Source organism: Amycolatopsis ponsaeliensis, from assembly GCF_030182635.1.
GTDB classification, from domain to species: Bacteria; Actinomycetota; Actinomycetes; order Mycobacteriales; family Pseudonocardiaceae; genus Amycolatopsis; species Amycolatopsis ponsaeliensis.
Genome location: NZ_JAPZLD010000002.1, coordinates 89,806 through 104,671, shown reverse-complemented (window position 1 = coordinate 104,671; position 14,866 = coordinate 89,806). Strand labels below are relative to the sequence as shown.

Sequence of the window (14,866 nt, the reverse complement as noted above, 5' to 3'; positions counted from 1 at the left end):
GGGCGCCTCCGGGCGTGCCGACGCGGCGATGTCCTCTTTGGACACCGCCGCGTCGAGGACCTTGCATCGGCTGTGCAGCGATTGGGGCGCCGAACTTGGTACGCCGCCCGCGAAAACTCCTGAATGCCCGGCTCCGGTGAACAAGTCACCGCATTGGTGCGCATGACGGCTTGACCTTGCCCCCGGCCGGGGCGGGAGACTGGTTCGACACCACCGCATGGGGCGAACCGGAGTGGTCTATGTGAGCTGGGCAGGCGAAGACCGCGAGAAGCAGGCGGACCCGGAACGGCTGACGTTCCCGGATCTGCCGCGCATGGAGCTGGACCAGCTACTGGGCCAGCTGGTCGAACGCGCCCAGGAAGTGATGGGTACCCAGGGCCGGTTGCGCGGCCTGCTGCACGCGAGCCAGATGGTGACCGGGGACCTCGCGCTGCCGACGTTGCTGCGCCGGATCGTCGAGGCCGGGCGCGAACTGCTGGGTGCCCGGTACGCGGCGCTGGGCGTGATCGGGCCGGACGGCCAGCTCGCCGAGTTCATCCACGTGGGCATGGACGACGAAACCGTGGCGCGGGTCGGGCGGCTGCCCGAAGGCAAGGGCCTGCTGGGTGCCGTGGTGGAAGACCCGCGCCCGATCCGGCTGGCCGGCATCACCGACGACCCGCGCTCGTCCGGCTTCCCCGACGAGCACCCGCCCATGGGCAGCTTCCTCGGCGTGCCGATCCGCGTGCGCGGCGTCGTGTTCGGCAACCTGTACCTGACCGAATGCCGGCACGGCGAGTTCAGCGCGGAAGACGAACAGCTCGCCCTTGCCTTGGCCGCGACCGCGGGGCAGGCCATCGACAACGCCCGGCTCTACGAGAAGGCACGCAAGCAGCAGGAGTGGCTGGCCGCCTCCGGCGCGATCATGCGCGAACTGCTCTCCGCCCGGTCCGGGAGCGCGCTCGCGCTGATCGCCGAGCACACCCTCGATCTCGCGGACGCGGATCTGGTCACGGTGCTGCGCCCGGACGGCGATCGCCTCCGGATCGAGGTCGCCGTCGGGGCCGGTGCCGGCGAGCTGGAGGGGAGCCTGGTCGACGTCGAGGGCACCATGTCGGGGCAGGTCTTCACCAGCGGGGCGCCGGTGGTGGCGTCCTGGGTCGACCGGCAGGGTGAGCTGGAGGGCGCCGCCCCGCTCCGGGCCGATCTCGACGCCGTGCTGGTGGTGCCGCTGACCGGGGCCGGGCAGGTGAACGGTGTGCTCACGGCCGCCCGGAAGATCGGCAGGCCGGGCTTCACGTCCGACGACCTCGAGATGGCGGCCGGGTTCGCCGGCCAGGCGTCGGTGGCGATCGAACTGGCCGACGCCCGCGCCGAGCAGCAGCGCAGCGAGCTCTACGACGAGCGCGACCGGATCGCGGTCGAATTGCACAGCGACGTCGTGCAGCGGCTGTACGCGATCGGCCTGTCCCTGCAGACGACCGCCGGCGCGGCTCGCTCGGAGGTGGTCGGCCGCCGGATCCGGACGGCGATCGCCGACCTCGACACGGTCATCACCCAGATCCGCGAGACGGTGTTCCAGCTGGACGACGTGCTGCCCCGGCCTGCGACCGGCATGCGCGACCGGGTGCTGGAGGTGCTGGCGGAGGTCGGCGCCGAGCTGGGCCTCACCGCGTCGACGGAATTCTCGGGCAAGCTCGACGCGATCGAGTCGGAGGAGCTGGCGGACGAGCTGGTCACAGCGTTGCGCGAAGGCTTGAGACTGATCGCCCGGCACACCGGGGCCGGGGCGGTCGAGGTCTCGGTGCGTTCGGGTGCGGAGCGGCTGACCGTGGTCCTCGCCCACGACGGTGGCCCGCTCGCCGGGGCGCCGGGTGTGGAGCTGACCGGGCTCGCCGAGCTGGCGAGCCGCCGGGGCGGGGTATCGGAGGTGCGTGAGCGCGAGCTGACCTGGTGGGTGCCGTTCTCCTGATGGAGGCGTGCGCCACGGTGGGCGGGGCCGGGCTTTCGCGAACCGGGTCGATGCATCATGATGGCGCCGTCAACGCGGTGGGGCAGACCGCAAAGGATGCGCGTGGTAGTGGATTCGGGCCCTTGTCGTGGTGGGCAGCCGGTGGTGGACGGCGACCCGGCGGCGGTGCTCGGGAGAGCGCGGCGGGGTGACGAGGACGCTTTCCGTTCGTTGTACCGGTCGGTACATCCTGGGCTCTGCCGGTACCTGCGCGTCCTGGTCGGCCAGGATGCCGAGGACGTCGCCTCGGAGGCGTGGCTGCACATCACCCGGGACCTGGCGTCGTTCGAGGGCGACCTCGACGGGTTCCGTGCCTGGACCGCCACGATCGGCCGGAACCGGGCGCTGGACCACCTGCGGCGACAGCGCCGCCGCCCGGTCGCCGACGCGCCGGCCGAGTGGTTTCCCGATCGGCCGGCGCCCGACGACACCGCCGGCGCGGCGATCGAAGCGGCGGCGACCGACGCCGCTTTGGCGCTGATCGCGACCCTGCCCCGTGACCAGGCCGAGGCCGTGATGCTGCGGGCCGTGGTCGGCCTGGACGCGAAGGCCGCCGCGGCGGTGCTCGGGAAGCGCCCGGGCGCCGTGCGCACCGCCGCCTACCGGGGACTTCGCACGCTCGCCGACCGCCTCGGCGGGCAGGTGTGACACTTTCGAGCCGCCCGGCGCTGAAGGGTTTGTGATGGGCAAGCAGCAAGGGCGCCGGATCGATCGGCACACCGCGGAGCAGGCGCTCCGAGGTGCGCGGGTCGATGCCCCGGACGCGTTGACCGGCTTGCTCGCCGCCGCGGCCGCCCCACCGCGCGACGGCGAGCTCGGCGGGGAACGAGCGGCCGTGACGGCGTTCCGCGAGGCGGCCCAGCACGCCCACGCCCCTCGACCCCGGAGTCCCTCGATGACCAAGAGCAGGTGGGCGCGGCTGCTCACGGCCAAGGTCGCGGCCGCCGTGGCGGCGATCTTCGTCGTCGGCGGGGTCGCCACGGCCGCCGTCACCGGCGCGCTGCCGCTCCCGGCAGGCGGCTCGGCACCGGCTCCCTCCGCGTCCCGTCCCGCCGTACCCGCGGCCGGGCCGTCGACCACGCCCGCGACGACGCGGGCACCCGAGGAGAGCGGGCCCGGTCACTCGCCGGTGGCAGCGCCCTCGCTGGTGGGCCTGTGCCAGGCCTACCGGGCCGGCGACAAGGCCGACCACGGCCGGGCGCTGGAGAGCCCCGCGTTCGCGGCGCTCGTCACGGCCGCGGGGGACAAGACCCAGGTCGACGGCTACTGCGAGGGCCTGATCAACGGCAAGGCACCGGCCCACGTCACCGGCTCGCCCGGAGCACCTGCTTCTCCGGGCCGTTCGGAAAACGGTCAGAACCATTCGGCCGGTCCGCCGGCCACCCACCCGACCGGCCCGCCGCCCACCCGTTCGTCCGGACCGCCGGCGCACCCCACGCACTGAGTCCTCACCACCACGGACCGGCGGCGATCCCACCACCCCCATTCCGGGATCGTCGCTTCCGGACGGGCGGCGGCCACAGCCCCCAATCAGCTGGCCGCCGCCCGTTCAGCCACCGGGCCCGGGTCGAGCGCGACGGACGTCAGCGCGGAGAAGTCCGCGGGCCGGTGCGTGACCACGAGCGCCGACCGGCCTTCCGTCGCCGCCAGCACATCGGCCGCCAACGCCGCCGCCGTGGGCGCGTCCAGGTGCGCCGTCGGTTCGTCGAGCAGCAGGATCGGGCGGTCCGACAGCAGGGCCCGAGCCACGCCGATGCGCTGGCGCTCGCCGCCCGAGACCGGGGTTCCGTGGGCGCCCAGCGTCGTGTCGAGGCCGTCCGGCAGCCCGGAGAGCCACCGCCCCAGCTGAGCCAGATCGAGCGCGGCGCGCAGGTCGGCGTCGCCGGCGGACGGCCGGGCCACCCGGAGGTTCTCGCGCAGCGTGCTGTCGAACAGGTGCGTTTCCGGTCCGCACCAGGCGATCCGCTCCCGCACCGAGTCGCCGTCGCACGCCAGCGTGTCGGTGCCGTCCAGCAGGACCCGGCCCGCCGAGGGGTCCAGGTAGCGCATCAGCGCCGCGATCACCGTGCTCTTGCCCGCGCCCGATCGGCCCGTCAACGCGAGCCGGCGTCCCTGTCCGAGGTGGAGGTTCACGTCGTGGACCGCGTCGGTCGTGGCCTGCGGCCAGCGCACCGACAGGCGTTCGGCCGTCAGCTCGGCGGCGGCCGGGGCCGGGCCCGCGGAAACGGTGTGGGGCGTGGGAAGGGCGTCGAGCTCGGCGAGGCGTCGTGCGGAACCGGAGGCTCCGAGCAACCGCTGCGCCGCCTCCGGCAGCCCGGCCACCAGCTCGGCCGTCGCCAGCGGAACCAGGGCCAGCACGGCCAGCGCGGGGCCGGGGATCGTCCCCGCGCGCACCGCCAGGATGCCCAGCGCCAGGCACGCGACGGACGTCAGCCCGACGCCCAGGGTGGCGATCCCGCCGCCCAGCCCGCGCCACGCGGCGGACCGGCGCTGGAGGGACGTCACCGCGAAGTCGAGCTCGCGCAGCCGTGCGTGGCGGCGGGCCGCCGCGTCGTGGGAGATCAGGTCGGCCGACGCCTGGAGCAGTTCCACCGTGCCCGCCGTGAGGTCCGCCCGCAGACGCGCCGTCTCCTGCCGGTCCCGGCGGCCCGCCGCGGCCGCGACGACCGGCGCCAGCACTCCCGCGACCACCAACCCCGAGGCCGCCGCGATTCCGGCGCCGGGCAGGATCACGCCGAGGGTGACCGCCGTCGCCGAGAGGACCACGAACGTCGACACCCCCGGCACCAGGCCGCGCACCAGGACGTCCTGCTGGCTGTCCACATCGGACACGAGCCGGTGCAGCAGGTCGCCCCGGCGCAACCGCGCCGTGCCCGCCGGCCCGATCCGGACCAGCTGGGCCCACACCCGCACCCGCAGCTCCGCCAAGGCGCGCAGCGCGACGTCATGGGACAGCAGCCGCTCGATGTAGCGGAAGATCCCCTTCGCCAGGCCGAACGTCCGCACCGCGACGATCGCCACCATCAGGCTCAGCACCGGCGGGTGCAGTGCCGCGCTCGCGATCAGCCACGCCGATGTCGCGGTGAGCGCGACGCCGCAGCCCAGCGCGGCGGTTGCGGCGAGGCACGCCAGGGCCAGCCGCCACCGGTGAGGTCGGATCGCGTCGAGCAACGGCCGCCACTTCGGGCCGGCCGAGTCCACAATGGATGGCGTAGCGGTGGCCGGCAGGGCGGCGCGCACCGTCGGCCGGGAGACCGCGGACGGCGAACCCGCGGAGGCCGGCACCGAACCGCCCAGGGAGACGACCCGGTCGCAGCGCGCCAGCACCGCGGGGTGGTGGCTGACGATGACGGCGGTCCGCCCGGCGAGCACCTTCGGCAGCCGCTCCAGGATGGCGGCCTCGGTCTCCGCGTCGACGCCCTCGGTGGGTTCGTCGAGCAGGATCAGCGGCCGATCCAGCAGGACCGCGCGGGCCAGTGCGACGCGGCGGCGTTGCCCGGTCGAGAGCCCGGAGCCGAGTTCTCCGACCACAGTGGACAGCGGAACGTCGAGCGCCGCGGTGTCGGCGGCGGCGAATACCGCGTCATCGGTGGCGTCGGGGGAGCCGAGCCGGATGTTCCCGGCCACCGTCCCGGCGACGAGGTGCGGTTGTTGCGGCACCCAGGCGAGGTGCCGGTGCCAGGTGGCGCGGCCGATGTCGGCCAGGTCGGTGTCGCCCACGAGGATCCGGCCACCGTCGGGCCGGCGCCAGCCGAGCAGGAGGTCGAGCAGCGTCGACTTGCCCGCGCCGCTGGGGCCGGTCACCCCGACGATCTCGCCAGGGGGCAAGCGCAGGCCGAAGCCGTCGAGGATCGGGCCGGACCGGCCCTCGACCGTCACGTCCTCACAGCGCAGCGCGACCCGCGTGAGGTCGGGAACCGTACGGGTGCCGGTGTCACCCGCAGGCGTGTCGGCGAGCGCGATGATCTCCTCGGCCGCGGCCAGTCCTTCGGCGCTGTCGTGGAACCGGGCACCGACCGAGCGCAGCGGCAGGTAGACCTCGGGCGCGAGGATCAGCACGACCAGCGCGGTCTGCAGGTCCAGCTCGCCGGCCAGCAGCCGGAGCCCGATCGACACGGCGACGACCGCGACCGACAGCGTGGCCAGGAGTTCGAGCGCGAGCGCCGACAGGAACGCGACGCGCAACGTCCGCATGGTCTGTGTCCGGTACTTCTCGGTGATCTCCCGCAGCGACCGGATCTGCGCGCGGGCGCGGCCGAACGCGGTCAGCTCGGCCAGCCCGGCGACGAGGTCGAGGAAGTGGTTGCCCAGCACCGAAAGCGTCTTCCACTGACGCCGGACGTCGCGCTGGGTGTAGAGCCCGATCAGGATCATGAAGAGCGGGATCAGCGGCACGGTGAAGCCCACGATCACCGCGGCGACCCAGTCGGCGAGGAGGATCCGCACGCCGACCACCAGCGGCACGACCGAGGCGATCAGCAGCTGCGGCAGGTACCGCGCGAAATAGCCTTCGAGCCGGTCGACGCCGTGCGTCGCCAAGGAGGCGACTTCGGCGGGGGAGCGGTCCGCCTGCCGGGGGCCGATCCGCAGCGCCGCGGCGACGACCGTCTCCCGCAGCTGGGAGAGCGCCCGCGCGGCGGCGCGGTGCGCGGTCGTCTCCGCCAGCCAGGTGATCCCGGACCGGGCGAGCACCACCATCAGGAGCATCCCGACCGGGAGCAGGAGATGCTGAAGGGCAAAGCCGTCGAGGAAGGCCCAGGTGATCGTCTTCGCCAGCAGCTCCGCCTGGGCGAGCACCAGCATCGCGGTGAGCACGCCCAGCGCGGCGCAGGCGAGGACGAACGGCCGGACCGCGCTCGCGTGGCGCAGCAGCCGTGGGTCGAGGGGCCTCACGGGCGGCCCGCCGGCAGGCCGCCGCCGGCCGGGATCGAGGCCCGGCCGATCCGCTTGCGGAACACCCAGTACGTCCACGCCTGGTAGATCAGCACGATCGGGGTGAACGCGACGGCGACCCAGGTCATGATCTGCAATGTGTAGTGCGTGGACGAAGCGTTCGTGGTGGTCAGGCTGAACGCCGGGTCGGTCGTCGAGGGCAGCACGTTCGGGTACAGCGACCAGAACAGCGTGAAGGTGACGGCGATGATCGCGCCCGCCGTGCTCGCGAAGGCGAACCCCTCGCGCTGACCGGCGGCGAACAGCACGCCCGCGACCAGCAGTGCCGCGGCGACCAGCGCCGTCAGCCACGCCCAGCCGCCGTGCTCGATCGCGGTGTAGCCGAGGAACACGCCGCCGAACACGATCGCGGCGCCGCCGAGCGCGCGGCTCAGCGTCCGGGCCCGGTCGCGGAGGGCGTCGGTCGTCTTCAGGGTGAGGAAAACCGCGCCGTGGAAGGCGAACAGCGTCAAGGTGGCCAGGCCGCCGAGCAGCGCGTACGGGTTGAGCAGGGTGAAGAACGTGCCGGTGAAGTGGTGCTTCGCGTCGAGCGGGACGCCGTGGACGATGTTGCCGAAGGCGACCCCCCACAGCAACGCGGGGCCGGCCGAGGCGAAGACGATGATCCAGTCCCAGGTGTTCCGCCAGCGGGGACTGTCGATCTTGCCGCGGAACTCGAACGCCACCCCGCGCAGGATCAGCGCGACCAGCACCAGCAGCAGGGCGAGGTAGAAGCCGGAGAACAGGCTAGAGTACCAGAGCGGGAACGCGGCGAAGGTGGCGCCGCCGGCGACGAGCAGCCAGACCTCGTTGCCGTCCCAGACCGGGCCGATGGTGTTGATCAGCACGCGGCGGTCGGTGTCGTCGTGGCCGAGGACGCGCAGCAGCATGCCGACGCCGAAGTCGAAGCCTTCGAGGACGAAGTAGCCGGTCCAGAGGACCGCGATGAGCAGGAACCAGATGTCGGTGAGGGCCATGGCGGGTCTCCGGCGCTTAGTAGGCGAAGGCCGCGGGCCGCGGCTCGTCGGAATCGGTGTCTTCGCTGGGTGCTTCCGGTGGCGGGGGACCGGCCTTGGCGTAGCGGACCATCAGGACGCCGTCGACGACCGCGAGGACGCCGTAGAGCACGGTGAACACGATCAGCGAGGTGAGCACGGTGCCCGCGGGCACCGTGGGCGAGACCGAGTCGGCGGTCTTCAGCACGCCGAACACCGACCACGGCTGCCGGCCCATCTCGGTGAAGATCCAGCCGACGCTGTTCGCGAGGAACGGCAGGGCGATCCCGGCAGTGGCGACGGGGAAGAACCAGCGGGCGCGCGGGGTGCGCCCGCGGCGGAACAGCCACAGGCCGACCAGCGAGATCAGCAGGCAGAGGAAGCCGAAGCCGATCATCAGGCGGAACGTCCAGTAGGTGACGGGGACGTCCGGCCGGTACTCACCGGGGCCGTACGCCTGCTGTTCGGCGGCCTGGAGGTTGTTGATGCCCTCGACCTTGCCGTCGAAGGTGCCGGTGGCCATGAACGACAGCACGCCGGGGAGGCGGATGCTGAACTTCTCCTGGGAGCCGTCGAGCGAGCCGATGGTGAACAGCGAGAACGACGCGGGCGCGACGGTGTCGTAGAGCGCTTCGGCGGCGGCCATCTTCATCGGCTGCTGCTCGGTCATCAGGCGGGCCTGCAGGTCACCGGTGACGATGACGCCGAGGCTGGCGATCAGGACCGTGACGAGCGCGAGCTTCATCGACGGCCGGAACACGTCGGCGGAGCGGCTCTTGCGAAGGTGCCACGCGCTGATCCCGACGACGAACATGCCGGCGGTGAGGAAGCACGCGGTGATGGTGTGGGCGAACGCGCCGACGGCGGTGGAGTTCGTGAGCACGGCGCCGAAGTCCTTGAGCTCGGCGCGGCCGGTCGCCGGGTTCACGATCGAGCCGACCGGATGCTGCATCCAGGAGTTCGCGGCGAGGATGAAGTACGCCGAGAGCACGGTGCCGATCGAGGCGATCCAGATCGTCGCCAGGTGCAGCTTCTTCGGCAGCTTGTCCCAGCCGAAGATCCACAGGCCGAGGAACGTCGACTCGAGGAAGAACGCCAGCAGCCCTTCGATGGCCAGCGGCGCGCCGAAGATGTCGCCGACGAACGTGCTGTAGTCCGACCAGTTCATCCCGAACTGGAACTCCTGCACGATCCCGGTCGCCACGCCCATGGCGAAGTTGATGAGGAACAGCTTTCCCCAGAACTTCGTCATCCGGCGGTACTTGTCGTCGCCGGTGCGCACCCACGCCGTCTGCATCCCGGCGACCAGGAAGGACAGGCCGATGGTCAGCGGGACGAAGATGAAGTGGTAGACGGTGGTGATCCCGAACTGCCATCGGGCGAGGTCCAGGGGGCTCATCCGGTTCTCCTGATCGCGCGGACTTGATCCGCTTTCTGGGGGTCCGGGTGGCGGAGCCCCCGGCTCGGGGCGAAGCCCCGGTTGTCACTGTTGTCTCCGGCAGCATCCGGTTCGCGGGCCCTCGGGCGAGAGGGTCCTTGGTCACTTCCGCGACGGTCGCCGGTCCCTGCCATCCGGGGCCCTGTGGTCGTAGGCTGATCTCCGTCGAACCGTTTCCCGGGAGGTCGGAATGCTCCGCGTATTTCTCGTAGACGACCACGAGGTCGTCCGCCGTGGTGTCGCCGACCTGCTGGACGAGGACGAGAACCTCACCGTGGTCGGCCAGGCCGGCAGCGTCTCGCAGGCGCTGGCCCGCATCCCCGCGCTGAACCCGGACGTGGCGGTGCTCGACGTGCGGCTGCCCGACGGCAACGGCATCGAACTGGCCCGTGAGCTGCGGTCGAAGCTGCCGGAGCTCAAGTGCCTGATGCTGACCAGCTACACCGACGAGCAGGCGATGCTCGACGCGGTGATGGCCGGGGCGAGCGGGTTCGTCATCAAGGACATCAAGGGCATGGACCTGGTCTCGGCGGTCCAGGACGTCGGCGCGGGCAAATCCCTGCTCGACGCGCACGCGGCCGCGGCGCTGATGGCGAAGTTGCGCGACAGCCAGGCCAAGAAGGGCCCGCTCGCCGACCTCTCGGACCAGGAGAAGAAACTGCTGGAGCTGATCGGCGAGGGCCTGACCAACCGGCAGATCTCCGAGCGGATGTTCCTGGCCGAGAAGACGGTGAAGAACTACGTCTCGCGGCTGCTGACGAAGCTGGGGATGGAGCGGCGCACCCAGGCCGCGGTCCTCGCCACCGAGCTGCGCAACCAGAACGGTTAGCACGGTCCGGTATTTCGGGCGTAACAGCCGGTGATGAAATATCGACCTTGGATCCATGGCACCGCGTCCACGATTCATGCACATGGTCGGCGCGTCCCGCGATGAGGCGCAGCTGGCCGTGCGTCTCTACAACGACCCTTCGGAGATCCGTTCGTTCGAGGGCTTCGTCGTCCACATGCACCTAGCCTGGCTCTACCTGCTGCACGCCGAGCTCACGCGGGACGACGTCGACTTCCGATACTGGCGCACCCAGGGACGCGCTCGGCGCCTCGAACGCATCGACGGTGAGCCGAAGCGCTGGGACCTGGCCACCTGTGTGCGGCACCGCTGGTCCGGCGACGCGGACCCGGTTCGAGCCAACCTCGAGTTCTTCATAGCGCTGCGCAACAAGATCGAGCACCGGTACGCCCGCGAGCAGCAAGCTCTCACGGCCGCCGTGGGAGGCCAGAGCCAGGCCTTCCTGCTCAACTACGAAGAGGAGCTGACCGGCCAGTTCGGTCGCGGCTCGTCTCTCGCCACCCGCTTGCGCTTCCCGGTGTTCATCGGGAGTTTCACCGATGAAGGCGAGCGCACGCTGCGGCGGCTGCGCTCGCAGCTCCCGGCATCGCTGCGGACCTTCATCGCCGAATACGACGCCGGTCTCGACGAATCGGTCGGCCGGGATCCGCGTTACGACTTCCGGTTGCGGGTCCTCCAGGAACTCGCGCCCAAGGATCCGGACGCGCTCGCGGTCCAGTTCACCCGCTACGACGATTTGACGGACGAGCAACGTGAGGCCGTCGAAGCGATCGGCAGGAAAGGTTACGTCGTAGTCCGAGAGCGCAAGCGACCCGTCGTCGGACACGGGCTGCTGAAACCGACACAGGCCGCGCGGACGGTCCAGGACCGGATTCCGTTTGGGTTCACCACGGCGCTTTTCACCATCGCCTGGAAGAAGCTCGGTGTCCGGCCGCTGGTCGGCGATCCGCAGCCGGAGAGGACGGACGAGAGGTACTGCTTGTACGACGAGCGGCACGACGATTACGGCTACACCGAGGCCTACATCGCCAAACTGGTCCGGGAATGTGCGACCGAAGCAGGTTTCCGGGCCCTGCTCGGGACGGCGCCGAGGGACAAAGAGACCGGCGCCTGGGTGGGTCCGCCACCAGTCGGTGCAACGCCGCCTTGGAGGCGGTCGAGGCCGCCGGCGGAGCAGGCCGTCGAGGCGAACACGGTGCGCTCAGCCTGACTTGCCCGCCGTCTCACTGGCGGCTCAGGCACTCAGCCGGTCCGCATCCAGCAGGACGTCTTCCAACGACCGGCGCGGGGTCCACGGCACCGGGGCGCCGCGGCCGAGGCGCAGCACGATCTGCGGCCACAGACCACCACCGAGCAGGTGGCGGAGTTCGCCGCGCACGGACGGGACCTCGACCGGCTGCGAGATGAACGACGCGTCGAGCCCGGCGGCGGTGGCCGTCAGCAGGACCCGCTGCATCGCCTGGCCGGCGCGGATCCGGTCGGCGCGCGTGTCGTCGAACGAGCCGATGACCACGACCAGTGGCTCGGAGTGGTCGGTCCGGTCGCGGCGGCGCGAGCCGAAGTCCCGCAACACCCAGCCGCCGTTGTCCGAGGGCATGGCCCCGGCCGCGTACTCGGGGACGCCGTCGCGGCTGCTCCGGTCGCGCGCCGTCCAGCGCTGCCACTCGGCCAGGAAGGCCGGGTCGGCGATCTGGGCCTGGTGTCCCTTGTGCACCAGCTCCCGCAGGTGCTCCCGCTGCTGCGCGTCCAGCCGGGGCAGCCAGGCCTGCTCGACCTCGGCCGCGTGCCGCAGCTCGGCGACCACCGCGGGCGGGATGGCGGCCGCTTCGAACGGCGTGCGGTTGGTGTGACGGCGCGGGATCGCGTCGGCCAGCTCGACCAGCCGGGGATCGGGTTTGCGGACCGCGAACGGCCGGACCACCGCGAGCAACGTGGGATCGTCACGCCGGGGCAGCAGGGTCGTCGCCGGGTGCGCGCCGAGAGCGTGGATCGCGGTGCGCAGGTTGAACAAGGCGGCCCCGCACGAGAGCAGCAGCTCCCGCTGGTCCGCGTCGGCCACCGGCAGCGCGCGGTCCGGATCGGCGTGCAGCTCGAGGCCCGCCGGAGTGCAGCGGAACCGCCAGGGCTGCGTATTGTGCGTCGACGGCGCGAGCACCGCAGCACCGATCACGGACTTCACCTGATCGGAGTCCAGCAAGCCGATCGAGGTGATGGGTAGTGTCATGGTTTCCCCTTGGTGCCGGGGAGCGGCACACTGTCGTTCCGGAAGGCTTCCCGCGACGGTCTCTCGTACCGCAGTAGTGCGGAAAGGGGAGAAAGTCACCAGTGGGGCAGACGATGTGGAGGTCATGATCAGCGAGCCGGGACAGCAGTCGGACACAGGGCAGCGGCGGATGTCGGGCACGCTGTCGGGCCTGCGGCTGCGCGAACTGCTGCGCGACCTCCAGGACCGGATCGAGCTGCTGATCGGCACGCGCGACAAGATGGACGGCCTGCTCGACGCGGTCCTGGCCGTCGCGTCCGGGCTGGAGCTGGACACCACGCTGCGCCGCATCGTGGACGCCGCGATCGAGCTCGGCGAAGCGAAGTACGGCGCGCTCGGGGTGCTGGCCGAGGACGGCTCGCTGTCCGAGTTCATCTACGTCGGCATCGACGACGAGGCCCGCCGGCTGATCGGTGACCTGCCCGAAGGCCACGGCGTGCTCGGGGTGGTCATCGACGAGGCGAAACCGTTGCGGCTGGAGGAGATCTCCGCCCACCCGGCCTCGGTCGGGTTCCCCGCCCACCACCCGCCGATGCACACCTTCCTGGGCGTCCCGGTGCGCGTCCGCGACGAGGTGTTCGGCCGGCTGTACCTCACGGAGAAGAAGAACGGGGAGCCGTTCACCGACGACGACGAGGTCGTCGTCCAGGCCCTGGCCGCCGCGGCCGGCATCGCGATCGAGAACGCGCACCTCTACGAGCAGGCTCAGGTGCGCCAGCAGTGGCTGGCGGCCACGAGCGAGGTGACCACCGAACTGCTCGGCGGCACGGACCCGGCCGAGGCACTGAACACCATCGCGACCCGGGCCCTGGAACTGACCGGCTCCGACGTCACGATGCTCGCGCTGCCGAACTCCGGACGGCTCGACGTCGACGAGGACTGGGGCGACGAAGTCGACGACCTGACGGTCACGGTCTGCGCCGGGACCCGGGCGGCGGAGCTGTCGGGCACCCACATCGACCTCGAAGACAGCGTTCCCGGCGCGGTCTACCGGGACCGGACGCCCCGCAGCGTCGGCGAGCTCGGGCTGCGTGACCACCGCTTCGGTCCCGCACTGGTGGTTCCGCTGCGCGCGGGGGACCGGACGACCGGGGTGCTCATCGCGGCCCGGGAGCCCGGGGCCGGGTCGTTCGAGTCGGCCCAGCTGTCGGTCGTGGCGTCCTTCGCCGACCAGGCGGCGCTGGCCCTACAGCTGGCGGCGCAGCAGCGGGCCGCGCGCGAGCTGGACGTGCTCGGCGATCGCGACCGGATCGCCCGAGACCTGCACGACCACGTGATCCAGCGGCTGTTCGCCGTCGGCTTGTCGATGCAGAGCACGCAGCGCCGGACGAAGTCGCCGGAGCTGCAGAAGCGGCTCGGGGACAGCATCGAGCAGATGCACGAGATCGTGCAGGAGATCCGCACGGCGATCTTCGACCTGCACGGCGGCGCGGCGGGGGAGACGGGGCTGAGGCTGCGGCACCGGCTGCACGACGCGGTCGCCGAGCTGACCGATGACGCGCCGGTGCACCCGACGGTCAGCATGTCCGGGTCGATCGACACGCTGCCCACGCAGCTGGCCGAGCACGTCGAGGCGGTGGTGCGGGAGGCGGTCAGCAACGCCGTCCGGCACGCGGAAGCCTCGACGCTGTCGGTTTCGGTCGCGGTGAAGGACGACGTGATCCGCGTCGTGGTGCTCGACGACGGCCGTGGGCTGCCCGCGGACGTCTCGCCGAGCGGGCTGGGCAACCTTGGTGACCGCGCCGAAGCCTCCGGCGGCTCGTTCTCGCTGGGAACCGGTCCCGAGGGTGGCCTGAAGGTGGAGTGGTCGGCGCCCGTCGGCTGAACGCGCTCCGGGTTGCGGTGAATCGAACAGGTGTTCTAGTCTGGCGTGAGTGCCGGGCGAGGTGGGGAAGACCTCGCCCGGCACCCACCGCCGTGGCACGGATGATGCCTCGCGTAGCGTCGGGCCCGCGGGCCGGTGCGCTCCCTCCCCCCTCGGCGCGCTGCCCCGCGCCCGTCCGTAGCCCTCAGGTGCTCCACGCCCGGCCGGCTTCGTCCTCCAGCTCCGTCGTCGCGGCCTCGACCAGCTCTTCGGTGAGGTCGGACATGGCGCGGCCCAGCGCGAGGTAACCCGCGATCCGGGCGTGCGCGGCCCGGTGGGCGAGGCCCACCCCGGAGAACTCGTGTCCCTCCGGCGTGTGCAGCACGATCTGCGCGCGGGTCCGGTTCGGCCCGTGCTCGACCGCGACGTCGAAACTCCAGGTTTTCGCTGGCTGGTCCATCTCCTGCTCCGTTCTCCCCGGACCGCCGACGGTGACAGCGGGGCCGGAACGAGTACCAGAGCCGTTGGTCCCCGAGCGGGCTTCGGTGACGAAGGTCCTCGCGGTTCGGGCAGTCCGGCCGCGTCGCCGCACCCGTC

Annotated in this window: 11 protein-coding genes; 6 read left to right on the top strand and 5 right to left on the bottom strand. The window is 71.9% G+C overall.

Annotated features, from left to right (window positions below):
• The first annotated feature begins 241 nt into the window (after nt 1-241).
• From QQ657_RS03335 to QQ657_RS03325, 3 genes are all read left to right on the top strand, one after another.
• Nucleotides 242-1,951 carry a sensor histidine kinase gene (locus QQ657_RS03335; RefSeq protein ID WP_284740534.1) on the top strand — a complete coding sequence of 570 codons (1,710 nt, stop codon included), beginning with the start codon at nt 242-244 and terminating at the stop codon, nt 1,949-1,951.
• A gap of 102 nt (nt 1,952-2,053) precedes the next feature.
• Nucleotides 2,054-2,638: an RNA polymerase sigma factor gene (locus QQ657_RS03330; protein ID WP_284740533.1), complete on the top strand. Its 585-nt coding sequence runs from the start codon at nt 2,054-2,056 to the stop codon at nt 2,636-2,638.
• A 34-nt stretch (nt 2,639-2,672) separates the two neighbouring features.
• The gene (locus QQ657_RS03325) at nt 2,673-3,434 is read left to right on the top strand and encodes a hypothetical protein (RefSeq protein ID WP_284740532.1); all 762 of its coding nucleotides are present in this window, start codon (nt 2,673-2,675) and stop codon (nt 3,432-3,434) included.
• 86 nt (nt 3,435-3,520) lie between these two features.
• Here QQ657_RS03325 and cydD read toward each other — a convergent pair whose 3' ends face one another.
• From cydD to QQ657_RS03310, 3 genes are read right to left on the bottom strand one after another with little or no spacing between them, the layout of a single operon-like run.
• Entirely contained in the window at nt 3,521-6,883 is a 3,363-nt protein-coding gene (gene cydD / locus QQ657_RS03320) for a thiol reductant ABC exporter subunit CydD (RefSeq protein ID WP_284740531.1), read from the bottom strand.
• Nucleotides 6,880-7,899, bottom strand: a complete 1,020-nt coding sequence (cydB, locus tag QQ657_RS03315) for a cytochrome d ubiquinol oxidase subunit II (protein WP_284740530.1) — start codon at nt 7,897-7,899, stop codon at nt 6,880-6,882. Before cydB ends, cydD begins: the two co-directional genes overlap by 4 nt.
• Before the next feature lie 16 nt (nt 7,900-7,915).
• Nucleotides 7,916-9,316: a cytochrome ubiquinol oxidase subunit I gene (locus tag QQ657_RS03310; protein ID WP_284740529.1), complete on the bottom strand. Its 1,401-nt coding sequence runs from the start codon at nt 9,314-9,316 to the stop codon at nt 7,916-7,918.
• Between the two features lie 229 nt (nt 9,317-9,545).
• Between QQ657_RS03310 and QQ657_RS03305 the strand changes: the two genes are divergently transcribed.
• Nucleotides 9,546-10,184: a response regulator transcription factor gene (locus QQ657_RS03305; RefSeq protein ID WP_284740528.1), complete on the top strand. Its 639-nt coding sequence runs from the start codon at nt 9,546-9,548 to the stop codon at nt 10,182-10,184.
• Nucleotides 10,185-10,266: 82 nt separating this feature from the next.
• Nucleotides 10,267-11,412, top strand: a complete 1,146-nt coding sequence (locus tag QQ657_RS03300; protein WP_284740527.1) for a DUF3644 domain-containing protein — start codon at nt 10,267-10,269, stop codon at nt 11,410-11,412.
• Nucleotides 11,413-11,436: 24 nt separating this feature from the next.
• Here QQ657_RS03300 and QQ657_RS03295 read toward each other — a convergent pair whose 3' ends face one another.
• Entirely contained in the window at nt 11,437-12,426 is a 990-nt protein-coding gene (locus QQ657_RS03295; protein ID WP_284740526.1) for an Acg family FMN-binding oxidoreductase, read from the bottom strand.
• 124 nt (nt 12,427-12,550) lie between these two features.
• Between QQ657_RS03295 and QQ657_RS03290 the strand changes: the two genes are divergently transcribed.
• On the top strand, nt 12,551-14,290 hold the full coding sequence (locus QQ657_RS03290) for a sensor histidine kinase (protein ID WP_284740525.1): 1,740 nt from the start codon (nt 12,551-12,553) through the stop codon (nt 14,288-14,290).
• A gap of 184 nt (nt 14,291-14,474) precedes the next feature.
• Here QQ657_RS03290 and QQ657_RS03285 read toward each other — a convergent pair whose 3' ends face one another.
• Nucleotides 14,475-14,729 (bottom strand): dsRBD fold-containing protein, encoded by a 255-nt coding sequence (locus QQ657_RS03285; protein WP_284740524.1) that lies wholly within the window; start codon nt 14,727-14,729, stop codon nt 14,475-14,477.
• Nucleotides 14,730-14,866: the final 137 nt, after the last annotated feature.